Annotated in this window: 26 protein-coding genes and 1 tRNA gene; 16 read left to right on the top strand and 11 right to left on the bottom strand. The window is 69.0% G+C overall.

All coding sequences use genetic code 11. The annotated features are described in order from the left end of the window. From MELE44368_RS21100 to eccE, 7 genes are all read left to right on the top strand, one after another. Positions 1–507 (top strand): PPW family C-terminal domain-containing PPE protein (locus MELE44368_RS21100; protein WP_457920266.1); only part of this gene is annotated, 507 nt, incomplete at its 5' end. Between the two features lie 46 nt (positions 508–553). Continuing rightward, positions 554–847: a type VII secretion protein EsxS gene (locus MELE44368_RS21095; protein ID WP_128110295.1), complete on the top strand. Its 294-nt coding sequence runs from the start codon at positions 554–556 to the stop codon at positions 845–847. 28 nt (positions 848–875) lie between these two features. Beyond that, the gene (locus MELE44368_RS21090) at positions 876–1,166 is read left to right on the top strand and encodes a WXG100 family type VII secretion target (protein WP_128110294.1); all 291 of its coding nucleotides are present in this window, start codon (positions 876–878) and stop codon (positions 1,164–1,166) included. A gap of 6 nt (positions 1,167–1,172) precedes the next feature. After that, entirely contained in the window at positions 1,173–2,048 is an 876-nt protein-coding gene (locus MELE44368_RS21085) for an ESX secretion-associated protein EspG (protein ID WP_128110293.1), read from the top strand. Then, entirely contained in the window at positions 2,027–3,457 is a 1,431-nt protein-coding gene (gene eccD, locus MELE44368_RS21080) for a type VII secretion integral membrane protein EccD (RefSeq protein ID WP_276051110.1), read from the top strand. The genes MELE44368_RS21085 and eccD overlap by 22 nt, the downstream gene beginning before the upstream one ends. A gap of 70 nt (positions 3,458–3,527) precedes the next feature. After that, positions 3,528–4,883: a type VII secretion-associated serine protease mycosin gene (gene mycP, locus MELE44368_RS21075; RefSeq protein ID WP_128110298.1), complete on the top strand. Its 1,356-nt coding sequence runs from the start codon at positions 3,528–3,530 to the stop codon at positions 4,881–4,883. Further along, complete coding sequence (eccE, locus tag MELE44368_RS21070) at positions 4,880–5,794, top strand: type VII secretion protein EccE (RefSeq protein ID WP_241566712.1); 915 nt, start codon at positions 4,880–4,882, stop codon at positions 5,792–5,794. The genes mycP and eccE overlap by 4 nt, the downstream gene beginning before the upstream one ends. Here eccE and MELE44368_RS21065 read toward each other — a convergent pair. Then, positions 5,781–6,977, bottom strand: coding sequence for an alpha/beta hydrolase family protein (locus MELE44368_RS21065; RefSeq protein WP_128110292.1), 1,197 nt, complete (start codon positions 6,975–6,977; stop codon positions 5,781–5,783). The two genes, eccE and MELE44368_RS21065, sit on opposite strands and share 14 nt — an antisense overlap. A 35-nt stretch (positions 6,978–7,012) precedes the next feature. Here MELE44368_RS21065 and MELE44368_RS21060 point away from each other — a divergent pair, with 35 nt between their 5' ends. Beyond that, positions 7,013–7,774 (top strand): trans-aconitate 2-methyltransferase, encoded by a 762-nt coding sequence (locus tag MELE44368_RS21060; protein WP_128110291.1) that lies wholly within the window; start codon positions 7,013–7,015, stop codon positions 7,772–7,774. A 16-nt stretch (positions 7,775–7,790) separates the two neighbouring features. Here MELE44368_RS21060 and MELE44368_RS21055 read toward each other — a convergent pair whose 3' ends face one another. Then, positions 7,791–8,273, bottom strand: coding sequence for a hypothetical protein (locus tag MELE44368_RS21055; RefSeq protein ID WP_128110290.1), 483 nt, complete (start codon positions 8,271–8,273; stop codon positions 7,791–7,793). A 25-nt stretch (positions 8,274–8,298) separates the two neighbouring features. Between MELE44368_RS21055 and MELE44368_RS21050 the strand changes: the two genes are divergently transcribed. Beyond that, positions 8,299–8,970 carry a phosphatase PAP2 family protein gene (locus MELE44368_RS21050; protein ID WP_241566711.1) on the top strand — a complete coding sequence of 224 codons (672 nt, stop codon included), beginning with the start codon at positions 8,299–8,301 and terminating at the stop codon, positions 8,968–8,970. Here the strand turns inward: MELE44368_RS21050 and MELE44368_RS21045 are convergent. After that, positions 8,924–10,414, bottom strand: a complete 1,491-nt coding sequence (locus MELE44368_RS21045) for a bifunctional phosphatase PAP2/diacylglycerol kinase family protein (protein WP_128110288.1) — start codon at positions 10,412–10,414, stop codon at positions 8,924–8,926. The genes MELE44368_RS21050 and MELE44368_RS21045 overlap by 47 nt on opposite strands. Before the next feature lie 211 nt (positions 10,415–10,625). On the opposite strand from MELE44368_RS21045, the gene MELE44368_RS21040 reads away from it, so the two are divergent. Next, the gene (locus MELE44368_RS21040; RefSeq protein WP_164890186.1) at positions 10,626–11,279 is read left to right on the top strand and encodes a L,D-transpeptidase family protein; all 654 of its coding nucleotides are present in this window, start codon (positions 10,626–10,628) and stop codon (positions 11,277–11,279) included. 3 nt (positions 11,280–11,282) lie between these two features. On the opposite strand, the gene MELE44368_RS21035 is transcribed toward MELE44368_RS21040, so the two are convergent. After that, the gene (locus MELE44368_RS21035) at positions 11,283–11,741 is read right to left on the bottom strand and encodes a nuclear transport factor 2 family protein (protein ID WP_128110287.1); all 459 of its coding nucleotides are present in this window, start codon (positions 11,739–11,741) and stop codon (positions 11,283–11,285) included. 46 nt (positions 11,742–11,787) lie between these two features. Here MELE44368_RS21035 and MELE44368_RS21030 point away from each other — a divergent pair, with 46 nt between their 5' ends. Continuing rightward, positions 11,788–12,549, top strand: a complete 762-nt coding sequence (locus MELE44368_RS21030) for a DUF3159 domain-containing protein (protein ID WP_128110286.1) — start codon at positions 11,788–11,790, stop codon at positions 12,547–12,549. Here MELE44368_RS21030 and MELE44368_RS21025 read toward each other — a convergent pair. Further along, on the bottom strand, positions 12,533–14,038 hold the full coding sequence (locus tag MELE44368_RS21025) for an FAD-dependent oxidoreductase (protein WP_128110285.1): 1,506 nt from the start codon (positions 14,036–14,038) through the stop codon (positions 12,533–12,535). The two genes, MELE44368_RS21030 and MELE44368_RS21025, sit on opposite strands and share 17 nt — an antisense overlap. 110 nt (positions 14,039–14,148) lie before the next feature. On the opposite strand from MELE44368_RS21025, the gene MELE44368_RS21020 reads away from it, so the two are divergent. Together MELE44368_RS21020 and MELE44368_RS21015 are read left to right on the top strand one after the other, a co-directional pair. Beyond that, a complete protein-coding gene (locus MELE44368_RS21020; RefSeq protein WP_128110284.1) occupies positions 14,149–15,885 on the top strand; it encodes an Hsp70 family protein in 1,737 nt (578 codons plus the stop codon). 12 nt (positions 15,886–15,897) lie between these two features. Further along, positions 15,898–16,353: a cupin domain-containing protein gene (locus tag MELE44368_RS21015; RefSeq protein ID WP_128110283.1), complete on the top strand. Its 456-nt coding sequence runs from the start codon at positions 15,898–15,900 to the stop codon at positions 16,351–16,353. Here MELE44368_RS21015 and MELE44368_RS21010 read toward each other — a convergent pair. Continuing rightward, positions 16,350–17,528 carry a DUF7159 family protein gene (locus tag MELE44368_RS21010; protein ID WP_128110296.1) on the bottom strand — a complete coding sequence of 393 codons (1,179 nt, stop codon included), beginning with the start codon at positions 17,526–17,528 and terminating at the stop codon, positions 16,350–16,352. The genes MELE44368_RS21015 and MELE44368_RS21010 overlap by 4 nt on opposite strands. A gap of 71 nt (positions 17,529–17,599) precedes the next feature. Next, positions 17,600–18,367: an SDR family NAD(P)-dependent oxidoreductase gene (locus MELE44368_RS21005; RefSeq protein ID WP_241566710.1), complete on the bottom strand. Its 768-nt coding sequence runs from the start codon at positions 18,365–18,367 to the stop codon at positions 17,600–17,602. A 92-nt stretch (positions 18,368–18,459) separates the two neighbouring features. Here MELE44368_RS21005 and MELE44368_RS21000 point away from each other — a divergent pair, with 92 nt between their 5' ends. After that, positions 18,460–19,155 carry a VldE C-terminal domain-containing protein gene (locus tag MELE44368_RS21000; protein ID WP_082933405.1) on the top strand — a complete coding sequence of 232 codons (696 nt, stop codon included), beginning with the start codon at positions 18,460–18,462 and terminating at the stop codon, positions 19,153–19,155. Between the two features lie 46 nt (positions 19,156–19,201). On the opposite strand, the gene MELE44368_RS20995 is transcribed toward MELE44368_RS21000, so the two are convergent. The 4 genes from MELE44368_RS20995 to MELE44368_RS20980 all read right to left on the bottom strand — a co-directional run bounded on the left by MELE44368_RS20995 (position 19,202) and on the right by MELE44368_RS20980 (position 21,821). Continuing rightward, a complete protein-coding gene (locus MELE44368_RS20995; RefSeq protein WP_128110281.1) occupies positions 19,202–19,456 on the bottom strand; it encodes a hypothetical protein in 255 nt (84 codons plus the stop codon). 154 nt (positions 19,457–19,610) lie between these two features. Continuing rightward, entirely contained in the window at positions 19,611–20,036 is a 426-nt protein-coding gene (locus MELE44368_RS20990; protein ID WP_128110280.1) for a hypothetical protein, read from the bottom strand. Positions 20,037–20,510: 474 nt separating this feature from the next. Further along, positions 20,511–21,710, bottom strand: a complete 1,200-nt coding sequence (locus MELE44368_RS20985; RefSeq protein ID WP_128110279.1) for a phosphotransferase — start codon at positions 21,708–21,710, stop codon at positions 20,511–20,513. Positions 21,711–21,747: 37 nt separating this feature from the next. Next, positions 21,748–21,821 (bottom strand) — tRNA-Gly (locus MELE44368_RS20980). A gap of 45 nt (positions 21,822–21,866) precedes the next feature. Between MELE44368_RS20980 and dcd the strand changes: the two genes are divergently transcribed. Together dcd and MELE44368_RS20970 are read left to right on the top strand one after the other, a co-directional pair. Beyond that, entirely contained in the window at positions 21,867–22,439 is a 573-nt protein-coding gene (gene dcd, locus MELE44368_RS20975) for a dCTP deaminase (RefSeq protein WP_046753894.1), read from the top strand. Between the two features lie 253 nt (positions 22,440–22,692). Further along, positions 22,693–23,885: DUF7159 family protein (locus MELE44368_RS20970; RefSeq protein WP_128110278.1), on the top strand; the 1,193-nt coding region annotated here is incomplete at its 3' end.

The following is a 23,885-nucleotide window of genomic DNA, read 5'->3' as shown; positions in this document are numbered from 1 at the left end:
GCGGCCCCTGCCGCATCGGTCGCCGCGGGTGCCGCCCCCGCCGGCGGTGCGGCAGCCGCGGCGGCGGCACCGGCCGTGCCGTACGCCGTGGCGGGACCGGATCCCGACGAGGGCTTCACGCCCACTCTGCGGGAAGGGACCGGAGCCAAGGCGCCCGCCTCCGACATCGCCGCGTCGGCGGCGGCTTCGGCCGCGGCGTCGTCGCTGGCGAAACGCAAGGCGCGGCGGCGCCGTGCGGCGCCGGTGCACCAGCGTCAGTACGCCGACGCCTACATGGACTACGAACCCGACCCGGACGAGGAGACGCCGCCGGAGCCGGTTCGAAAGCCGCGGATGAGCGCATCCGAGAAGGGCGCAGGCGCAGTCGGTTTCACGGGCGCGGCAACCAAGTCCGAAACCGAGGAAGCGATCGGCCTGACCGAACTGGCCGGGGACCCGTTCGGCGGCGGACCGACCGAACCGCTGCTGCCCGGCGACTGGGATCCGGAAGGGGGCTCGCGAACCTGACACGACCGACCGATCACCAAGACACCACAATCCGAAAGGAAAAACCATGAGCCTCTTGGACGCTCACATTCCGCAGCTCGTCTCATCGGAGGCCGCGTTCGCCGCCAAGGCGGCGTTGATGCGCAGCACGATGGCCCAGGCCGAACAGGCCGCCCAGTCGGCCCAGGCGTTCCACATGGGTGAGTCGAGCGCCGCGTTCCAGGCCGCGCACGCCCGGTTCATCGAGGTCTCCGCGAAGATCAACGCACTGCTCGACATCGCGCAGGTCAACCTCGGCGACGCGGCAGGCACCTACGTCGCCGAAGACGCCGCCGCGGCGAGCACCTACACCGCCATCTGACCGACGAACTGACGAGAGGCAGGATCTGATGTCCCAGATCATGTACAACTACCCCGCGATGCTCGCGCATGCGGGGGAGATGGCCGGCTACGCCGGCGCGATGCACGGGATCGGCGCTGACATCGCCAACGAGCAAGCGGCTTTGGCCGCCGCCTGGCAGGGCGACACCGGGACGACCTACCAGGCGTGGCAGGCGCAGTGGAACGCCGCTCTCGAGGAGCTGGTCCGCGCATATCGCGCCATGGCCGCCACCCACGAGACCAACACCATGTCGATGAGCGCCCGCGACGCGGCCGAAGGCGCCAAGTGGGGTGGCTGACCGTCGGTGTCTGCTAACGCCGCCGAACTGACCGCGGAGCAGGCCTGGTTCATCGCCGATGCGCTGAACCTCGGCAGCTTTCCCTGGGTGCTCGCCATCACGCCGCCCTACAGCGACCACGCCGCCCGTCCGGCGGTGGCGGCCAGGCTGTCCGCGGAGTTGACGGAGTTGGGGTTGATGACCGAGGACGGGGTCATCAATCCCGTTGTCCGGCAGTGGATCACCACGACGTGTCGGCCGCGACGCTGGCTGGAGCTGCGGTTCGTCAGCGGATCGGGCAACATGCTGCGCGGACACGTCGCGCGGGGCCACGACGACCCCACGGTCGTCGCGCTGCGCAGCGAAGGGCTGGTGACACTCACCGCGCTCGACATCGACCATCCGCAGGCGCTGGTACCGGTGTTGACCGCCGGCCTTTCGGGTCGCTCGCCGGCCTCGTTAAAGGAGTTCACTATCCCCGCGCGCGTCGGTGCCCGTGCCGACGAGCAGTTGCGCAACGGCGCGACACTGGCCGAAGTCGTTGACTTCCTTGGTCTTCCGGCGACCGCCCTGCCAGTGGTGGAGGCCGCCTACGCACCGGACCGCAGCTACGTGGAGATCGTGGCCGGTGACCATCGCGACGGGCACCGCGTCAGCACCGACGTCGGGGTCAGCGTGGTCGACACCAGCGCGGGGCGCGTGCTGGTGTACCCGTCGCGCGCCTTCGACGGTGAATGGGTGTCGACGTTCACCTCCGGCACCCCCTTTGCGATCGCGACCGCGATCGAGCGGCTGACCGCGACGCTGCCCGACGGCGCGTGGTTCCCGCAGTTGCAGTTGACTCGAGACTTCGATCTCGACCAGAGAACGGAACACCAGACATGGCGTCACCCAGTGCATTGAACGGCAGCGCATCGATGAAGGCGATGTCGATCGTTCGCGTCGCCGTACTCGCCGTCGGCGACGGCGACGGCGGGCGCATCACCGACATGGTGCTGCCCACGGCGCTTCCGCTGCGCGAGATCCTGCCCGCCGTACGGCGGATGGCGATGCCCGACGACGGCGACGGTGATCACACACCGACGCCGCTCTCGCTCGCGCCGATCGGCGGCGCGCCGTTCAGCCTCGACGCGACACTGGACACCGTCGGCGTCGTCGACGGCGATCTGCTCGCCCTGCAGCCCATCCCGGCGGGCCCCGCGGCGCCGCGAATCGTCGAGGACATCGGCGACGCGTCGGTGATCTTCTCCGCCGCGCGGGAAAAACCATGGGGTGCAGAGCACATCGCACGAGGCGCGGGCTTTGCGGTGATCGCGCTGACCGTGGTCGCCACCGGATTGGCGACAGCGCATCGCATCGTCAACGGTGGCGATGCGGGCCTGTTCGCGGCCGCGGCCATCGCGATCTTCGCGGTGTTGGCCGCTCTTCTCACCAGGGCCCCATTTCCCCGGTTCGCCACGGCCATGTCGGTGACGGCATTGGCGCCGATCGCCGCGGCGCTCGCGCTCGCCGTGCCGGGGGAGTTCGGGCCGTCGCAGGTGCTGCTCGCCGGCGCCGGTGTCACGGCGTGGTCGATCGTCTCCATCACCGTCGCCGAGCGGCATATCGCGCTGTTCACCGCGGCCGGCGTCGTCGGGCTGGGTGCGCTGATCACCGCGGCGGCCGCCTCGATCGGGGAGTTGAACTCCGTCGTGATCAGCTCGGTACTGATCGTGCTGGCGTTGCTGGTGATCGTGCAGGCGCCGCAGCTGTCGGCGTTGTGGGCGCGGCTGCCCGTGCCGGTGATCCCCGCCCCCGGGGACCCGGCCCCGTCGGCACCGGCGATCAGCGTGCTTCGGGACCTGCCGCGCCGGGTGCGGATCAGCGATTCGCACCAGACCGGGTTCATCGCCGGCGGTGTCCTGCTCATCACTGCGGGCGCGGTGATATTGGCTGCGCCGCAGGGTGTCTCGAACTGGGCGTGGTACATCGTCGGGGCGGTGGCGCTGGGCACGGTGCTGAAGGCCAGGGTGTGGGACTCGGCCCCGTGCAAGGCGTGGCTGCTGAGCCAGCCGTTCCTGACGGCGGTCGCCTTCCTGGGCGTGTTCATCGCGGACGGCCGCTACACAGCGGCGTGGTGGGCGCTGGCGGCGCTGACCGCGGCGACCGCGGTGCTGGTGCTCGCGGCGCTGTTCCCGCGGGTGGCTTCGCCGGACACCTACTCGCTGCCGGTGCGTCGCCTGGTCGGGTTCCTGGCCTCGGCCGTCGACGCCTCGCTGATCCCGGTGTTGGCCTATCTGGTCGGGCTGTTCGCCTGGGTCCTGAACCGATGAGGCGTCGGTGATTCCTGGCGCCCTGCGACCCGTGTTCGCCGCGGCGACGGCTTCGCTGGCCGTCGCGGTGATGAGTTGCCCTGCGGCACTGGCGATCAACCCACCGCAGGTCGACTCCTCGGTGCCGCCGCCGTCGGGCAGCCCCGGTCCGGTGCAGCCGATGGCCCAGCGCGGCGAGTGCGTCGTCAGCGGGGTGCTGCCCGGCACCGATCCCGGTGTGGTCAACCCGAACCAGGCGATGCTCGACCTCGGCGACGCCTGGACGTTCAGCCGCGGTGAAGGCCAACTCGTCGCGGTCATCGACACCGGCGTCCAGCCCGGGCCCCGGCTGCCGAACGTCGAACCGGGCGGCGACTTCGTCGAGTCCACCGACGGTCGATTCGACTGCGACGGACACGGAACGCTGGTGGCCGGTATCATCGCCGGCCAGCCCGGCCCCGACGGATTCTCCGGCGTCGCACCGGGTGCGCGGGTGCTGGCCATTCGCTCGACCTCGGCGCGGTTCGCGCCGCGCGACACCGGCGAGAACCCGGCCACCGCACGCGTCGCCCACGACGTCGCGACGCTGGCCCGAGCCGTCGTCCGCGCGGCGGACCTGGGCGCCCGCGTCATCAACATCTCCGCGGTCACCTGCCTACCGGCGAACGAGACCGTCGACCAGAACGTGCTCGGGGCGGCGCTGCGCTACGCCGCGGTGGAGAAGGACGCGGTGATCGTCGCGGCGGCGGGCAACAACCGCGCCGGGTTGAATCCCGGGTCGGCGTGTCCGTCCAATCCGCTCTCGGATCCCGGCCGTCCCGAGGATCCGCGCAACTGGGCGGGTGTGACGTCGGTGTCCATCCCGTCCTGGTGGCAGCCGTTCGTGCTGTCGGTGGGATCGGTGAACACCGCGGGGCAGCCGTCCGACTTCACGATGGCGGGCCCGTGGGTCGGCATCGCGGCGCCCGGCGAGAACATCACCTCCGTCGGAAACGCCGAGGGCGGGGGCCTGGCCAACGCGCTGCCCAACGACCGGGGCGAGCTGTTCGGCCTCAACAGTTCGAGTTTCGCCTCTGCCTACGTCGCAGGCGCTGCCGCGTTGGTGCGCAGCCGATTTCCCGAGTTGACCGCACAGCAGGTGATCGAGCGGCTGACGGCGAGCGCGCAAGGCGCAGCGCGCGCGCCGTCGAACCTGACCGGCGCCGGTCTGGTCGATCCGGTCGCGGCGTTGACATGGGACGTCAGCGGCACCGGTGCCGGCGCGGCGGCCGAACCGAAACCCGTTGCCGCGCCGCCGCAGCCGCCGCCGACCGATGCCACCCCGCGCACGATCGCGTTCGTCGGCACCGCCGTGCTGGCCGCACTGGCCGCCGTGACGGCCGCCGTCGTCGCGCACCGCAAGCGAAACACCGCGGCGGAGGCCGCATCTGGGAGGGGTTCGACGTGACCATTCGATTGGCGTTGGCGCTACTGGCGGTCGTTGCGGCGGTGATGGCCTATCCGTGGCCGTCGACCACCGACCGCTGGGTGCTCGGGGTGGCGGCGGCCGTGGTGATCGTGGTGTTCGCCTGGTGGCGTGGGCTTTTCCTGACGACCAGGATCGCGCGACGACTGGCCGTGTGGCGCCGTAACCACTCCAAACCCAAACCGCAGCCTTCCAACGAAGCCACGGTGTTGTTGCGGATCGAGGATCCCGACGCGGTGGGGCTGTCGTTGCCGCTGGTGGCCGGTTACGTCGAGCGCGTCGGGGTCCGTTGCCAGAAGGTGCGTGTCACCAGCCGGGATCAGGCCGGTGTCCGTACGACGTGGATCAGCATGACGCTCAACGCCGCCGACAACCTCACCGCGTTGATGGCACGCTCGCCCGATCTTCCGTTGCTGGCCACCACCGAGGTCGTCGGCCGACGGTTGGCCGACCACCTTCGTGAGACCGGCCTGACCGCCGCCATCGTCGATGTGGCCGAACCCCCTGCGGGGGCGGGCCGGGAGAAGTGGCGCGGCGTGCACGACGACCACGGTGTGGTGTCGGCATACGGCATCCCTGTCGACGACCGGCTCGGCGACCGGCTCAGCGAGGTGTGGTCGCGGCCGACCGAGACCTGGACCGCGTTGGAGTTCAGCGGCACCGCAACACATCCCACCATCACCGCGGTGTGCGCCTTCCGTACTCCGAAGGCCGTGCGCGGTGTGCCGCTGAGCGGCCTCGTCGCGCATCCGGGCATTCAGCGGCCCTTGCTCAGCGCGTTGGACCCGCGGACCGCGGAGCGGCTCGGTACGCCGGCCGGCCCGCTGCCGGAGGGGCTGCTGGAGCGAATCGACTGGCGGGTCGGGTCGTCCAGCGACCTCAGTCGAGCATGAACGGCCGCATGAAGCGCGTCATCCGCCGTAGGTAGTCCGGCTGGCTGACGTGGAGCACGTGGTTGCCCGGGAACCAGTGAAACGCGCAGCGATCCCAGTGTTCCCACAGCATCTCGGCCTGCTCGGGCGGGGCCAGCCGATCGCCGAGTCCAGTGATGATCAGGCGGCGCTCCTTGGGAACCAATGGTGCGTAGTTCAACGGCGAGGAATACATCGTTGCGGCGCCGGACAGTTCGTCGGCGGTGCTTGCGAGCAGGTTCCGTAACCGCATGACCTGGTTGGCCGGAAACCACTCCTGAGCGGTGCGATCCGGCGTGACCACAGGGACGTTCGGAATCACGGTCTGGATGCGGTCGTCGACGCAGGCGAGCAGCGCGGCGGTGTAGCCGCCCAGCGACATCCCCGTCAGCGCGACCCGGTCCACCCCGGTGTACTCGAGATAGTTGACCAGAGAACTGAAGTCGTGCACGGCTTGAGCCATCGCCTCGGCGAAGCCCGCGAAACCGTGCGCGAAGTAGCCGTATCCGGAGAACGGCGAGAACCGTTCCGCGCGACGGCCGTGGAACGGCAGCGTGAGCAGCAGCACGTCGTAGCCGGACCGGTAGAACCACGGCAGCGAAAAGAACAACCCGTTGAACAGGTAGGCCGATCCCATGAAGCCGTGGATCAGGCACAGCGTCGGATGCGGCCCGTCGTCGTGGCGCCAGTGCTGGGCGTGCACGACGTTGTTGCGTTGGTACGCACGGCATTGGTCGCGCAACGCGGGGTTGACCGCCTCGAAACTGCTGTTGAACCGAATGTTGTGGACCTGGCCCTTGGCAATCCACTCCGCGACCGGATTGGCGGGCCGCGACGAGATCCGCGGTGTGTCCGTCGGCGCGGGAAACGACAGCCGGGGGTCCTGCTCCTTGGCCAGTTCGGCGTAGAAGCGCAGCTGGTCGCGCTCCGCGCGGGATTGTGACTTCAACGCGGCGCCGACGACCGTGGGCAGCATCGACGCGCCGATCATCGACGCGATCGTCGTGCGCAATGCGAGGTCGGCGACTGCCGATGAGTCGACGACGAGCCGTTGACGCCACGTGAGGTCGACACGGCGCGGCAGGCCGCGCGAACTGGCGTCGTCGCCGGGAACATCGGGAACAGGGATGGGCGGATCCACCGGGGCGGCGTCCGAAGTGGTCACTTCCGCATGGTAACGCGGTCGGCGACACTGGCGGCATGTGGAATCCCGACGCCTACCTGACGTTCGCCGACCAGCGCGGGCGCGCGTTCTTCGACTTGATGGCACGGGTGCCGACGGAGGCGCCGCGCCGGGTGGTCGATCTCGGTTGCGGGCCAGGCAATCTCACCGTGACGCTGGCTCGGCGTTGGCCGTCGGCGGTCCTCGAAGCGTGGGACAGCTCGCCGGAAATGGTGCAGGAGGCCCGCGGCCGCGGGCTGGACGCGCACGTCGGGGACGTCGCGGACTGGGCGCCGCAAGCCGACACCGACGTGGTGTTGAGCAACGCGACGTTGCATTGGGTTCCACGGCACCGGGAGCTGTTGGTGCGATGGGCCCGATTGCTGGGAACCGGCTCGTGGCTGGCCTTTCAGGTGCCGGGAAACTTCGACGCGCCCTCGCACCGCGCGATCCGTGAACTGGCGCGCGGGGCGGATTGGTCCGCGCTGTTGGGTGATGTGGCGTTTCCGGACGCTCCGGTCGACGATCCCGAGCGGTACGCGGGGCTGCTGACCGACGCGGGCTGCACCGTCGACGCGTGGGAGACCACGTACATCCACGAGTTGACCGGGCCGCATCCGGTACTGGAGTGGATCACCGGCACCGCGCTGCGGCCGGTGCGCAGCCGGCTCACCGACGCGCAGTGGCAGCGGTTCCGCGAGCAGCTCGTCCCCCTGCTCGATGCGGCGTATCCGATGCGCCCGGACGGCCGGACGTTCTTTCCGTTTCGGCGGATCTTCGTGGTGGCGCGAGTCGGATAACCCCCGGCGCAAAGAGTCAGGGGTGGTAGGGCACGCCGACCGTGCGAAAGATGTATTCGGGCGGCACATCGAACGCCAGGGACCGCCGCGGCAGGCGCACCAACAGCTCCTCGGGAAGCGGTTCTTTGTAGTGCATGGACAGCTGCCCCTCGCAGCGCGGATCCACCGCGTGGATGTCGACCTCGATGAACAGGCCCGTCTCGGACAGCTCGGCGGTGACGGTGCCCTCCTGCACGGCATCCCAGCGTTGATCGACCGTGCGGCCCGCGAGCTTGGGCACCGTCGACAACGTCGCCAACACCCGCTCGTTGGTCAACACCAGCGAGCCCACGTAGCTGGCGATGTCGCCGCTGGCGCGCTTGCCGGGGATCTTTCCGCTGAATCGGCGGGTCACCGGGACGTATTCGGCGAGGTGGATGATGCCCTCGGCCTCGACCTCGTCGCGCATGTCGGCCGGCAGCCCACCGATGCGCAGCAGCCTGCGCAGAAACACGGCCATGTGCAGCCATGGTAGAGCTTGTTCTGTGACCCGGCACAGACGCTGGCTGATCGGCTCGGCCGTCGCGGCGACCGCGGTGTACGCCTTGCTGTGGATCGGCTACGTCCAGCAGTGGCGGTGGCTCACCGCGCTCGACACCGCGCTTCTCGACGGCTTCTATCACCACGGCGAGGCCCACCCCGGCTGGGTGCTGGGATGGCACGTGTTCTGCACCGTGTTGGGGCCGATGGCTTTTCGGGTGGTCACCCTCGTCGTGATCGTCGTGGCGCTGCTACGGCGCAACGTGCGCATCGCGATGTTTCTGCTCATCACCGTCGAACTCAGCGGGCTCGTCACCGAGGCGGCCAAGCAGGCCGCCGACCGGCCCCGCCCCGACACCGCGCTGGTGCACGCGTTCAGCGCCGGGTTCCCGTCGGGCCATGCGCTCGGCGTGCTAGTGGCGGTGCTCGCGTTGCTGACCGTGGTCCTACCGCTTGTGCGCCGCCCGCTTCGAGGATGGCTCGTCGTCCTCGGCGTGGTGATCGTGGTCTTGATCGGGCTGGGCCGCGTGGTCCTCAACGTGCATCATCCGTCCGACGTGCTCGCCGGGTGGGCGCTGGGGTACGCGTATTTCGCGGTCTGCCTCGTCATGGTGTCGCCGACGCGGCCGATCACGCAGCCGGACGAAATACGGGAAGCACCCGGTATTTCACGGTGAAGGCGGCCTCGGCGCATTCGGTGCCCACCTCGCCGTCGTGGGCCAACACCGTCGAGCCGTCGACCACCGTGAACTTGAATTCCGGCACCCGCAGTTCGTGGTAGAGCGGGCTGCGTTGCAGCCGTCCGGTCGCGAGCGCGGCGAGGATGCGCAGCTTGGCCCACCGGCGTCCGGTCTCCAGGATCCGGATGTCGAGCAGCCCGTCGTCGATGCGGGTGCGCCGCGCCGGGGCGAAGCCCGACGGCAGATAGGTCGAGTTGCCCAGGAAGAACAGCGACGTCTGCAGCGTCTTGTTGTCGTAGCGGATGCGGACGGGATCGTCGTGTCGCAGCGTGTGGTACATCGCGTACACGCTGGCCAGCGGCTTGCCGATTCTGTGCTCGTATTTCTCGCGGGTCTCGACGAAGGACGGGTAGGCGCCGATGCTCGCCGTGTTGATCACCATGCGGTCGTCGTTGAGGCAGACCAGGTCGACGCACGCGACCGTGCCCTGGCGGATGGCCTCGACGGTCTTGGCCACGGTGTCGCAGCCGATGTCCTTGGCGAAGTGGTTGAAGGTTCCGCCGGGAAACACGGCCAGCGGGATGCCCGCGTTGAGGGCGGCACCGGCTGCGCACGACACCGTGCCGTCCCCGCCGGCCACGGCAAGCACCTCAGCCCGCTCGGCGGCCGACCGTAACGCCTCCGCGACGTCGTCGTCATCGCCGAGTTCGACGATCTCCGTGCGCGGCAGGGCTTCTCGGACCTCTTCGATGACGTCGGCCCCGGTGCCGCCGCCCGATGCGGGGTTGACGACCAGCACCGCGCCCGCACCGTCTGGCCGCTTGGCGGCGCCCACCCACAAGGGGTCGGCGGCCGGGATCTCGCTCTGAATCACCGGCGGCACCACCCGCCCGCCCAGCACGGCCACCGTGGCCCCGAGACCCAAACCCGCCAGGACGTCACCGGGATAGTGCGCACCCGTCGCGATCCGCGACATCCCGACCAGTCCCGCCAGCAGCGCCAGCACCAGACCGAGCGGTGGGCTCTCCAACCCGACGCCGACGGCGAACGCCGCCGCGCTCGCCGAATGACCTGACGGCAGCGAGTTGGATGTCGGCGTTCGCCTGCCGCGGCGCGCCAACGGCACCAAACCCCAGTTCGGTCTCGGGCGTTTCCACACCCGCTTGGCCGCCTGGTTGGTGAGCAGGCTCGTCACCGCCAGGCTGGCCACCCCGCGGGTGGCCCCGCGCTTGACCGACGGCCCCCCGACGGCCGCGAGCACCGCCGCGATCGCCAGCCACAGCTTCGAGTAGTCCGCGGCCCTGGTCAGCCGGGGCATCACCGCATCGAGCAGTGGGCTGGGCGAATCCGCGATCGCTTCGAACACCTCACGGTCGAGCGTGCCGAGTCCCTGGCCGATCTGCCGGATGCCGCGATGCCGTCGTGTGGGCAGCAAGTTCATGCGGTCTACCTATCCAGACCCATCGACAAATAATCCTGTCAAGAACGACGATGTCCGGCGTGCTCGACGTCGAGGTGATCGGCGACCCCGCCGCCGCGGTCAGCGCTCGACCCGGTGCGGGGCCGACATCGCCGCGGCCGACCAGCCCAAATGGCCGGAATGACTGCGTGGCGTGCTCGATACGGCGGGCGCCGCCACTTAGCATGGACCGGTGCGCCGGCTGCTGGTCTTGATCTGTGCCCTGGTCGCGGTGATCGGCACCGCCCCGCTCGGACATGCGCAGACCCAGCCGTGGTTCGCCGACTCCGTCGGCTCCGCCACCCAGGTGATTTCCGTTGTGGGCGTGGGCGGTTCGAAAGCCAAGATGGACGTCTACCAGCGCACCCCGGCAGGTTGGCAACCCGTCGGTGTCGGCATCCCCGCGTGGATCGGCGCCAACGGCATGGCGCCACAGACCCACGACGGTGAGATGAAGACCCCGATGGGTGTGTTCACCCTCGACTTCGCGTTCGGCACCGCCCCCAACCCCGGCGGGGGTCTGCCCTACGTCCAGGTCGGCCCGGACCACTGGTGGGACGGCGACATGAAAAGCCCCACCTACAACACGATGCAGGTGTGCAAGAAGGCGCAGTGCCCGTTCGACACCGACCCGGCCAGCGGCACCGAGAACCTCGACATCCCGCAGTACGTGCACGCGGTCGTGATGGGTGTCAACAAGGCCCGCGTGCCCGGCAACGGCGGCGCGTTCTTCCTGCACGCCACCGACGGCGGCCCGACGGCGGGATGCGTGGCGATCGACGACGCCACGCTGGTCAAGATCATGCAGTGGCTGCGCCCGGGCGCGCTGATCGCGGTCTCGAAGTAGCTCTCAGATGTTCAGCGCGCGACCGGTTTTGAGGTTGAAGTTGAGGTTCTCCGTCGACAACGTCGCATCGTAGGTGCGGTCATAGCCGGTCTTGCTGATCTTCCAGCCGTCCGTCGTTCGCCGATACTCGTCATGGTAAAAGGCCGCGCCCATCAGCATGAAGTTGAAGTCCGGCACGATCACGCGATCCTGCAGGTACCACGTGCCGGTCGCCACGTCGCCATCGACGCTGATCTCGGGGTGGGTGACGCGGTGCTCGGTGATGATGTTCGCGGGCATGGAGGTTCGCATGAACTCCACCAGTGGCTCGCGGTCCGTGAAGTGGTGCGATTCGCCGATCGATGCGTCGTAGTCGCCGACCACGTCCTCGGTGAGGGTGTCGGCGAACTCGTCCCAGTTCTTGGTGTCCAGTGCGCGCAGGTACCGGTACTTGACTTGTTTGATCTCGTCGATGTCACCCATGGCCGACATTGCAGCACAACCGCTCGTCGGCGCATAAGGTGCCACCATGAAATTTGTCGACGGGTACGTCAAATCGCCCCTCGCGGGCATCGCACCGTGGATTCTGATGGGGATCCTCAACGGTCCCGGCCGCTTCGAAGAGGCGGCGTCTGTCGCGCTGGCGTTGTCGTTGCTGACGCTGTGGGTGGGGGCCCGCCGCGGCGTGCCTGTGCATCTGCTGGAAGCGTTCACGGTCGCCTACTTCGGGGTGCTCGCCGTGCTCGGGCTGGTGGCCTCCGACCGCGCGATCGAGTGGCTGCAGCTGTGGGCGGGCGCGTTGAGCAATGTCGCGCTGGCGGCGTTCGCGATCATCACTCTGCTGGTCCGCAGACCCTTCACGCTTGCGTATGCGAAGGACACCACGCCACAGGAGTACTGGGACAGCCCGGTGTTTCTGCGGATCAACTACGCCATCTCCGGGGCATGGGCCGGTGCGTTTCTGTTCTCCGCCATCGTCGGCGTGTACGGCGATGCGGTGCTGAGAGACAACGACAACTTCTGGACGGCATGGATCCTGCCGATCGGGGCGATGATCTTCGCCCTGTCGTTCACCGAGTTCTATCCCGACTACGCCACCGGTGAGAAGACGTCGATCGCGGGGGCCTTCGACTGGTTTCCGCCGTTCGTCACCGTGGTCGGCATCGTCGGCTGGGTGACCGACGCGCTGCCCGACACGCCCGCGATCGCGCTGATCGTCGTCGGAGTGGTGGGCTCGGCAGTGATGCGCAAGTTGGTCCCCGATAAAGCCGAACCTATTGCGCCGCAGTAAGGTTGCGTGTTGCCGGGCCTTCGAGCAGCGTGCCGTCGGGGGCGAACCGTGACCCGTGCAGCGGGCACTCCCAGGACTCGTCGGCGTCGTTCCAATTGACGATTCCGCCCAGATGCGGGCACACCGGCGAGACCCGGTACTCGACGCCGTCGACGACACTGCGGGCCTCCAGATCCCATGGCGGGCCGCTGACCACGCCGCCCTCTTCGGGGGTGCGGTCGCCGATCCGCGTCGCCGGCGTGATCCAGCCCCGCGCCAGGTACAGCCCCACCTCCATGTTGAGCTGCATCGCCTTGGGGATGCCGGACAGCTCGTGGGGGCTCCAGCTGGCGAACGCTTCGGCCCAGTCCATCCGCCCGCCCAGGATGCGACTCGACAACGCCAACGCTGCGGCCGTGCCGTTGGTCATGCCCCACTTGTCGAAACCCGTTGCCACGAAGATCTTGTCATTGCCGGGCAGGATCGGCCCGACATAGGGGAGCTCGTCGATCGGCGTGTAATCCTGTGCCGACCAGTAGTTCGTCTGCATCGCGCCGGGGTAGTGCAACTTGGCCCACGCGTCGAGTTCCTGCACCGACGATGCGGGGCTCTTGCGGTGGCCGACGGGATGGCCTGCGCCGCCGACCAGCAGCCGGTCCCCCTCGGCGGTCGGCGCGTAACGGACGGACCTGGTGGGCGAATCGGTCGAGATGTACATGCCGCGGGTGATGTCGCCGGGCACGCGGTAGGCCATGCAGTACGAACGATTCGGCTGCAGGCGCGCGAAGAACCCGCCACGGTCGAGGATCGGAATACCCGTCGCGAGTACGCATTGCTTTGCGTGCGTGTCGAATTCGGCACCGTCGTTGGTGCGCACGGTCAGCGCGAGCCCGGCTCCCCTGCTTGAAACCTTCTGCACCCGTACCCCTTGCGCGAGCCGGCCGCCGCGTTCGTCGAGCTCGACGATCAAACTGTCCAGCAGCGGCATCGGGTCGAACTGCGCTTGCTCGGGTAACCGCACGCCGCCGGCGAACGGGAACGGCACGTCCGCCTCGTCCACCCAAGTGACGTCGAGACCCACGGACTTGCACGCCGCCAGCTCCTCGCGCGCAGACGAGAGCCCCTTCTCGGACTGGGCATAGGTGTAGGCGTCTTCGCGCTGCACCGATATGCCGTGCGCCTCGCAGTGCGCAGTCAGCCACTCCAAACCCTCGCGGTTGCCGTCCAGGTACTGCTCGGCTCGTTTGACGCCGTGTTTGCTGACGATCCTGGACATCTTGGTGCCCTGCAACAGCGAGATCTTCGCCGTGGTGTTGCCCGTGGCGCCCGCGCCCGGAAACTGGGCCTCGAGCACCAGGACGTCCTTGCCGGCCCTTGCCAGCAGGACGGCGGTGATCAGCCCGGTGATCCCCGCGCCGACGACCGCGACGTCGGCGGAGCGGTCGGCGTCGACCATCGGATTGGCTGGGATCGCACGGTTGTCTCGGTTTGCTAGCCACAGTGACGTCATGGCTTGCCTAGTACCCGTTCACCTCCATCCAAAACCGTGACGGCCGAAGGGTGTTGGACCGGAGTGTCTGACGGGTTTCGCCAGGCTCCACGGCTATCGTGTGGTCCGTTATGAGCGACCCGTTGGGGTTGTCGATCGGGACGACGAACTTGGTCGCGGCGCGTGTCGGCAATCAACCTGTGACGCGACGGTCCGTGCTGGCCCATTCCGACGGCACGGTGCTGAGCGGTTTTGTGGAACGCGTCGGCGACGCCGTGCCGTTGGTGGCCGCCGACGGCACGTCTCATTCGGCCGAACAACTGGTGGTCCATGCGCTGACCGCGATGGTCCAGGCCGGCGGGGATCAGTCACCGGCGGACATCGCCGTCGCGGTTCCCGCGCACTGGGGACCCGCGCCGCTGCGCGCGTTGCGCACCGCGATGCGCGCCAGTCCCGTGCTGGCGCCCGACGGTAGGCCCCCGCGCCTGCTCTCCGACGCCGTCGCGGCGTTGACCGCGCTGAACGTCAACCCCGGCCTCACGGCGCAGGGAGTCGTCGCGCTGCTGGACTTCGGTGGCGGCGGTACCAGCATCACGTTGGCCGACGCGGGCGCGAGGTTCGAGCCGATCGACGAGACCACGCGCTATGCGGAGTTCTCCGGTGACCAGATCGACCAGACGCTACTGGGCCTCGTGCTCGGCGAGGTCGGGCGAAGCGGGGAAGCCGATCCCGCGGGCACCGCCGCGGTGGGATCGCTGACCGTGCTGCGCGACGAATGTCGGCGCGCCAAGGAGCGGTTGTCGACGGAGACGACGACCGACATCGTCGCGGAGCTGCCGGGATACCGGTCGACCGTTGAGGTGTCACGCTCACAACTGGAGTCGCTGCTCGCCGAACCGCTGACCGGAGTGCTGGATGCGCTCGACGATACTTTGCGGCGCAACAGAATTGACCCAAGCGATCTGACCGCGGTGGCGGCGGTCGGTGGGGGTGCGAGTATCCCGCTGATCGGCCGGCGCCTGGCCGAGCACACGAGCGCGCCCGTGCTCACCACACCACAGCCGGCGTTCGACGCCGCGGTGGGCGCCGCGCTGCACGCCGCATACGGGGTGGCCGCCGACGCCGAAACCGGGGTCGCGCCGGCCCCGCTGGTGGACGCCCGAACCGGGGTGGCTCCGGTCCCGCCCGTCGGCGCCGACGCGCCGGGGTCATCGACGATGGGGGCGCTGGCCTGGTCGCAGGACGACGACGGTGCCGAAGAGCCGGTGCCATACACCGGCGCGGAGTCCTACGACACCGGCCTGACGGCGTCGCGCCCGCCGGTGCAGTACGTGCCGCCGACCGGTCCCATCGAAGAGCCCGGCATCTGGCAACGGCTTCCCGTGCTGGTCTTCGGTGTGGCAGCCGCCGTCGCGCTGATCGCCGTCGGCGGGGTGGCGTTCGCGCTCACCAGCGCGACGGACAGCGCCAGCACCCCTGAGGCGCCGCCCACGCCCGCAGCGCCCAACCCTCCCGCCTCGCCGCTGCCGCCGACCGATGCCGCGCCGCCGCCCGGCCCGGCGGTGGAGACCGTCACGGTGACCAGCGACCCGCCGCCACCCGAGACCACCCAGGCACCGCCGCCGCCGACGACGACCCAGGTCACCACAACCACGACGCCGCCCACTACGACCACCACCACGACCACCACCACGACGACCACGACCACTACGACGACGACTTCGCCGACGACCACCACGACGACCACGCCCACCACCACGACCACGACGACCACGGCCGCCCCGGTGACCACGACCCACTTGGTCGTGCCGGGCATCGGGTCGATCCCGATTCCGGTGCCCAACAATCCCAATCCGCCGGTGCCCTGAGGAGGCCGACGCATGCTGGCGAAACGATCCGTATTCGCGGGCGCGGCCGCGATCATGCTGATGGTTGTGATGTCGCCGTCGGCGGGGGCCACCCCGGCCCAGGGTGACGTCCAGCGCACCGATTTGGCCGAAGGCACGACCGACGCCCCGATCGCCATCGTCGCGGTGGGGCAGCCCACCACGCTTCATGTCCAGAACATCGTGCTCGGCCCCGCGGCCAGCAGCGGATGGCACACGCACCCGGGCCCGGAGTACTCGGTCATCAACGACGGCATCATGCGCGTGCGGACCGCGTCCGACTGTGCGTCCACGGCGTTCGGCGCGGGCCAGGCGATCTTCATCCCGGCCGGCGTTCCGCACGTCGTCTTCAACGAGACGGCGCAGCACGCCGAGGCGGTGGTCACCTACACGCTGCCCGCCGACCGGCCGGTCCGCGACGATGCGCCGGCGGCCTGCCCCGAGGGTTAGCGCGGGTACGGATATTCCGGTTCGTGGAACCGGTTGATGATCGGAATCCGCTCGATGATCCGGTCACGGAGCCGCGGTTTGGGCGGCGGAACGTAGGCCGGCTGTTGTGGTGGGACGTAGGCCGGCGGAGGCGGTGGCGGCACATACGCCGGAGCCGGGCCGGCCGGCGCTTCCGGGGCCGGCGGGGTGAACTCGGGGGCGGGCGGCACGTATTCGGGCGGATCGTACACCGGTTCGGCGACGGGCGCCGCGGGCGGCGGCGGAACCGCGACCGCGATGGTCTGCGCGACCACCTTGCGGGCCTCGGCCGGTGTCGACACCTTCTTCTCGGTCGGCTCCGAAGCCGCCGCGGCGCCTTCCGGCTCGTCGACCGGGTTCGCCGCGGACGCCGCCTGCGGCGACTCGGACGGCGTGCCGTGCGACAGGCTCAGGCCGACGGCGACCGACAGCGACACGACGAACGTCACCACCGCGGCCGCGAGGACCGACGCCAACGCGCCGACCTTCGACGGCAACCTCGGCGCCGCCGGTGCCGTCCCGGTGACCGCGCGCGCCGACGCCAGCGCCGCGCCGCGGGCGAGGGCCAGATCGGCGCCGGCCGCCGACAGGACCGGGGCCTCGGTGGACTCGGCGAGCCCGGACATCATCGCGTCGAGGTCCTCGGCGGACCCGAGCACGAAAACCGCATCCGGGTGCCACTCGTCGAGCTGCCACAGCGCCAGCACACTCTCCGCCGCGTCGGCACCGTCGGCAGGCCGGGCGACGCGGTCGACCGTCACACCGGCGGGCCTGACCACGGCGACCACCGTGGCATCGGGCTCACAGATGCATACGGCCAGGTCGTCGTAGCCGCCGATGTCGGCAACGCCCGCCGCCAGCGCGTCGGCGGCCTCGAGTTCGGAGACAGCGATCACGTTGCCGAAACCACGTGACGCCAGCGCGTCCAACACGCCGGAGGCGACGGTTTCGGACTCGTTTGTCCAGGTCACACCGATGGCGTGGATGGGCCCCTCGAGATCGTTGGCCAGGACGACGTCCAGCAGGTCCTCGGGTTCGACGGCCTCGGTGAGGTCGCAGGCGCCGCGGTCGACGGTGTCACCTTCGCCCGTCGTGCCTTCGACAAGCACCCAACGAACAGCGCTGGAAGTCATCGACAGACCCAGCACGAGGTTCATGGTCAAGCCCCCATCCCGCTGGCGATCGCCAAAGAGACTACCCCTCATCCCAGAGGCGGTATCCAGGCCCGTCAGGGCCGAAACGTCAGGCCGCCGTCGACGCTGATCGTCTGGGCGGTGATGAAGCTGCCGTCGTCGGAGAGCAGCAAGGCGGCCAGCGCGGCGACGTCATCGGGTGCTCCGAAGCGGGACTTGATCATCTGGCGTGCTCGCGCCTGATCGACGACGCCGTCGGGCATCGGCTGCTCGTCGAACTTGTAATGCCAGATCAGACCCGGTGCGATCGCGTTGGCGCGGATGCCTTTCGGCCCGTATCTGCGGGCGATGTGGCGCATCAACGCGAGCTCGGCGGCCTTGCTCATCTGATATGAGACCCGGGTGCTGGCGGCGTTGTACGCGTCTGCCGACGCGGTGAAAACGATTGAGCCACCGCCACTGTCGATCATCGCCGGTATCGTGTGCTTGGCGCAGATCACGAAACCTCTTGCGTTGACCCGCATCACATCGTCGAACACCTCGAGTGGCAGCTCGACGACACCACCGGGAAGGTACGCGTCGGCGGTGTTGGCGAAGTTGACGTGCATGCCGTCGAGGCGGCCGAAGGTGTCCACGGCCAACTTCACGATGGCGGCGACCGAGTCCTCGTCGGCGCCGTCCAGCGGTACACCGCGGATCCGTCCGGGCCGGTCGATGTCGGCGACGACGCCGCTCACCAGGTCCGCGTCGAGGTCGCCCAGGATCAGCAACGCGCCCTCGTCGGCGAAGCGCCGTGCGAGGCCGTTGCCGATGCCGCCGAGACCGGCGACGATGACGACCTTGTTCTCGAGCAGTCCCGCCATCAGTCGATTGTCCCCTGTCTGACCTGCGCGTTCGTCCGCCGGGGGTGCCATTGGTTGCAGCAAATGTAACGAATTGATATAGGCTGCAGCCCGTGGGTCGCCATTCCTTAGCCACGAAGCGGCGGAGGCCGCCGATGGGTGTGGCTGCGATCATCGCCCCGGCCGCGGTGCTGTTCGCGGTGGGGGGCGACGTCCATTCGCCCGCCGAGACCAGCCGCGACGCGGAATCCGTCGTCGCAAAGCCCGTCGCCGCGCCCGTCGAGGAGAACGTCGAGAACACCACGCCGTGCTGTGTCGAGTTGGTGGCCGCGCCGCCGACCGCCCCGCCGTTCATCGTCGACGAACCGGATGCGACGCCGCCTCCCGGTGAGGTGTTCGCGGCGTCGCGACTGCGGATAGTGGATCGGTCTCTGCCTGCGGGCGTGGCGCCGGAGCACGGGCTGCAGGTCAAGACGATCCTGACCTCGCGCGCCATCAGTGAGGCGTTTCCCGAGATCAGCAACATCGGCGGAGTCCGACCGGACTCACTTCGCTGGCATCCCAACGGCCTGGCGCTTGACGTGATGATCCCCAACCCGATGAGCGCCGAGGGCATCGCGCTCGGCAACGAGATCGTCTGGTACGCGCTGCGCAACGCGAAACGGTTCGGGCTACAGGACGTGATCTGGCGGGGCGTGTATTACACACCTGACGGTGCGAAGGGGTCCGGACACGGGCATTTCGACCACGTCCATATCACCACGATCGGCGGCGGCTTCCCCGACGGCGACGAGGTCTACCTCCGCTGACTCACGGCGGATATCGAATCCTTCAGTGCTGCACGCACTTTCGGGCTCAGTGATGCCCGGCGTCGTGCTCCTGTGAGTCCACCCCGGTGTTGCTGGGCGCTTCAGGCGCCGCAGGCGGTGGGGGCGCGGGGACACACGTCGGCGTGCCGTCGACAACGGATTCGGCTCCGACACATGCGGGTTCGGCCAGCGGCTGTGACGGCGTCTGGTTCAGCGCGGCCATTGCGGGTGCCGCAGCGAGCGCGACGCCGAGCGCGGCAGCGCTGAGAAATCGGCTGGTTGACTTTGGCAGATCGAACATTTCGCACCTCTTCGAATAGAGGTGTCGAGACTATCGGCGTCGAAAACTCCGGTGGTGGAATTTCACCAAATTCACACACGCAGAAACCCCGTGCGACAAGGTCTGAACTGGCGATACCCTGCGGATTCTTGGAAGTTTCTCAACGGGTGAGCAGTCAGCCGACTTTCTGCAGCTGGAACGGCGCGTGGGTGACGATTCCGCCTGCGCAGCCGTAGTTGGAGTCGGATGTCATGACACCGCTGAGCGTCACCGGATCCACCGACATCGACACCACGGCGGGCTCGTAGTGTCCGTCGTCGCAGATCAGGCCTCCTGGCTTGGAAACCGTGAAGTTCCATCGGCCGCCCGACAGCGTGGTGGGGGTCTGCCAGCCCTCGTTGCTGGAGACCGTGCCGGTGCAGCCGGCAGGACCGCAGTTCGTCGAGATGGTCCACACGTTCATGGGGTCGCCGTCGACTTCGCTGTATGCGCCGTTGAGCAGCGGCGGGTCGGCGGCGGCTGCGCCGGCGAGGGCGACGGCCGCGAACGCAGGCGGGACGGCGGCGACCAGGGTGCGAAAGACCCACGAGATCGTTGTCATAGTGATCAGGAATCTAACGGTCGCGTCACCACCGCGACGCCAGCGACGCGCCCCCGTCGCCGAATCGAGATCGTGGAGCCTGCCGGCACCGCCGCGCCGATCAGCCCGCTGTCACCACCGCGGGATGCACTTCCACGGGCTGTGCACGCACTTCCACGGGCTCCGCACGACTTTCCACGGTGTCCAGTGATGTCTCCACGGTGACCAGTGAGGGGTCCCGTGCGGGCGGAGCGGCGCGTTGAGTTCGCCCGCGCTCATCGAAGCGGGGGCGGGGACGCTAGCTCCATTGTCTGCCTGGGCGGTGCCGACGCCCGCGACGCTCAGGCTGGTGAGGGCCGCGCCGATGGTCACGACTTTCCAGGTGGCCGGTCGTTCCACTGATCTTTCCCTTCGCTTCCCGGTCGTTTCGCTCCCCCGGCCCACAGTCCAGTTTTGCGCGAATCACCAAGGGCTGCAAGGCGCAGATTGGGATTTTCACGTCGTACCCGACAGCCATCGCATCGCCACGTCCAGCAGGTCCACGGTATGCCGGGGCCAGTGGGGATGCTGCAGGCGAAACGGCCCGGTGGCCAACCCGACCAGCGCCGCCGCCGTCCGCTGTCGTAGTTGTCGAGCCGCCACCCGCCGCTCCGCGTGGGCGAGGGCGGCGTCCGCGTACCGGGTGGCCACTTCGGTGCTGGTGTCGTCGAGCGCCACCGCCGACAAATGCGCGAGCAGCGTCGCCCACTCGTCAGAGCGTTCTCCGGGCCCCGCGCTGTCGATGTCGAGAACGGCGGTCACGACCCCGTTTTCGGCGAAGAGCTGGCCTTCATGGAAGTCGCCGTGGACCGGCACCAACTCCTCCCGCTCGGCTTCGACCTCGAGCAGTGCCTCCACCACGTCGGTGAGCCGGGCCAGCACCGCGGGCTCGTCGGTGGCCGCGCACCGCAACGCGCCCGCGTGGTATTCGACCAGCTCCAGATGTGACGGTTCCCGCTCGAGCGACATCAGTTCGTCCGGCAGCGCGTCCAGGACCGATTCCAGCGCTTCGGGTGCGGGCAGCGCGGCGCCGCCGTCGGTGATCAGCGAGTCCAGGGCAGTTCCGCGCGCTTCGGGCAGCACGATCACACCATCCGCGGTCGAGGCGAGCACCGGGGGAACGGGAATATGGCGGAATGTGAGGTCATGACGATGGCAGAGATCGGCCACCGCCGAGGGCCGCACCACCTTGACGAACCACCGGAAGCGACCGTCGTGCACCTCGAGCACGGCGTGCCGCGACGGCAGGTACCGCAGTGGGCGGATGTCGAGGGACGACGACTCGCTCAGCCCGAACTCGCGGAACAGCTCGGCCAGCAGGGCAGGGGCGCTCGCCGTCGGTAGTGCGGGTAGGGCGGGATCGCGGGGCCAGGCCCAGATCCCGACCTCGACGTGCTCGCCGCGGTACTCGCCCGCGACGACGGCCGCGCCCGGCGGAATCCGCTTTCCGGTTGTGGCGCCGAGAAATTCCGTCGTCACCGTGCCGTCGGCGCGGCGCACCCCCGCCACATACGCCACGATCGCGGCACCCGAGGGGTCCACGTTGACCTCGGCCGCGCGTAGGTCCTCCAGTTGGCAGTCGTATTCGGCGATCGCGGCGGCGAGCACGTTCGGGCCTTCCGGACCGAGCAGCAGATCAAGCGCCGGGATAGCCACATCGCCGAGGCTAACGACCTTAGGCCGGCGGCGACATTGGAGCCGGTGACGGGAATCGAACCCGCGTTCTCAGCTTGGGAAGCTGATGTTCTGCCATTGAACTACACCGGCCTGTTTGAGCACGAAGGCTAACATCCGAGCGGCTACGCTCGTCGGGTGCTGCTCTCCGACCGCGACATCCGCGCCGAAATCGCCGCCGAGCGGCTGGGCCTCGACCCGTTCGACGACAGCCTTATCCAGCCGTCGAGCATCGACGTGCGCCTGGACAACCTGTTTCGGGTGTTCAACAACACCCGCTACACCCACATCGATCCGTCCCTTCAGCAGGACGAGCTGACCAGCCTGGTGCAGCCCGAACCGGGGGAGCCGTTCGTGCTGCATCCCGGCGAGTTCGTGCTCGGGTCGACGCTGGAGTTGTGCACCCTGCCCGACGACCTCGCCGGCCGCTTGGAGGGGAAGTCATCGCTGGGCCGTCTCGGCTTGCTGACCCACTCCACCGCGGGCTTCATCGACCCCGGCTTCTCCGGGCACATCACGCTCGAGCTGTCCAACGTCGCCAACCTGCCCATCATCCTGTGGCCGGGCATGAAGATCGGCCAGCTCTGCCTGCTGCGGTTGACCAGCCCCGCCGAGCACCCCTACGGCAGCGCCAAAGTCGGCTCGAAGTATCAGGGCCAGCGCGGACCGACGCCGTCGCGGTCGTATCAGAACTTCCTCAAATCGAGCTGACGCCGGCCAGGCGGAGAGGGCGGCTCGAGGCGAATTTTTCGCGCCCTGGGAGCAGAGTGAACGGGCTGGCGCGCTCGCCCGTTGATCCGAGTAGGGTCGAAGTGCCGACATCAACTTAATCGCCATCAGCTAATGGCACTTTAGAACGTAACGCCGAGGCCGTTTGGGCCGATTAAGTACTAGTCGCCGGTTTGTGTGAAAAGCGGGGCGGAGCGAAGACCTAGACAGCGTAGCAAATAGTTTTGGAGGGTCAGTGGACATCGTTCTCGGTGTGTCGATGACACCCACGACGGTCCGCATGGTGCTGGTCGAGGGCGAGAAGGCCGACGGCGTCACCGTCGACCACGACGTCTTCGACGTCACGAACGAACCCGGCTCGGCAACGTCGAGCGCGCCCAGCCAGGTGATCGATGCTGTGCTGGGCACCAAGGAGAGCGCCGAAACCGGCGGACACCATCTCAAAGCGATCGGTGTCACCTGGAGCGACCACACCGAAGCCTCGGCGCTGCGCGAAGGGCTGGCCGCCCGTGGCATCGACGACGTCATGCTGGTCTCCGACGGCCACGCCGCTGCGGCGCTCGCGCAGGCGGTGGGCCGAGCGGTCGGATACGACACCACCGCGCTGTTCTTCATCGACCGCGACACTGCGACGCTGTCGGTCGTGCAGACCGACGACGGGTCGGTCGTCAAGGTGCTCAGCCGAACCCTGCACAGCGGCGACGCGATGGCCGTGCTCGCCGAGATGGCCGCCGCGGTCGACGCGCAGGAGTCGCCGCCGCAGGCCATGTTCGTCGTCGGCTCCGGCGTCGACATCACCTCGGTGAAGAACCACCTCGAACATCTCGTCAGCCTGCCCGTGAGCGCGCCGGACGAACCCGACCTCGCGCTGGCCCGCGGCGCCGCGCTGGCCGCCGCCAACGCCCCGGCGTTCGAGGCATCCACCGTCGGGCTGGCCTACTCCCAGGATCCCGACGGCCCCACCGCGGGCAGCGCCTACGCCGCGCTGGCCGCCGCGCAGACCCAGATGGCGCCGTTCGACGGCGGCGAACCGTCCTTCGACGATGACGAGCCGCAGACCGACATTCAGGTGGCGGGTGAGGAGCGCAAGCCCTTCCTTCTCGTCGGCAGCGCGCTGACGTCGATCTTCGTCGTCGGCGTGGTGGCGCTGGTCATCTCGCTGGCGGTCAGCATCCGCCCGACGGCCGACCAGCGGCCGAGCCCGGGACAGAGCGCGATCGTGCCGAGCACGATCGCGCCGGCCCCGCCGCCGTCGGTGCAGCGGGAAGCCCAGCCGGTCGAGGCGCCGCCACCGCCACCGCCGCCGCCGGCCGAGACCATCAAGGCCCCGATCCCCGTCGTGCAGGAGGCTCCGCAGGCTCCGCCGCGCACGGTGTACGTCGAGGCGCCCGCGCCCGCCCCACCGCCAGCGGCGCCGCCGCCGGCTCC

The sequence above is a fragment of the Mycolicibacterium elephantis DSM 44368 genome (assembly GCF_004014805.1).
GTDB classification, from domain to species: Bacteria; Actinomycetota; Actinomycetes; order Mycobacteriales; family Mycobacteriaceae; genus Mycobacterium; species Mycobacterium elephantis.
Note: the sequence above shows the minus strand (reverse complement) of the source record. Positions and strands in the feature narration are given on the sequence as shown.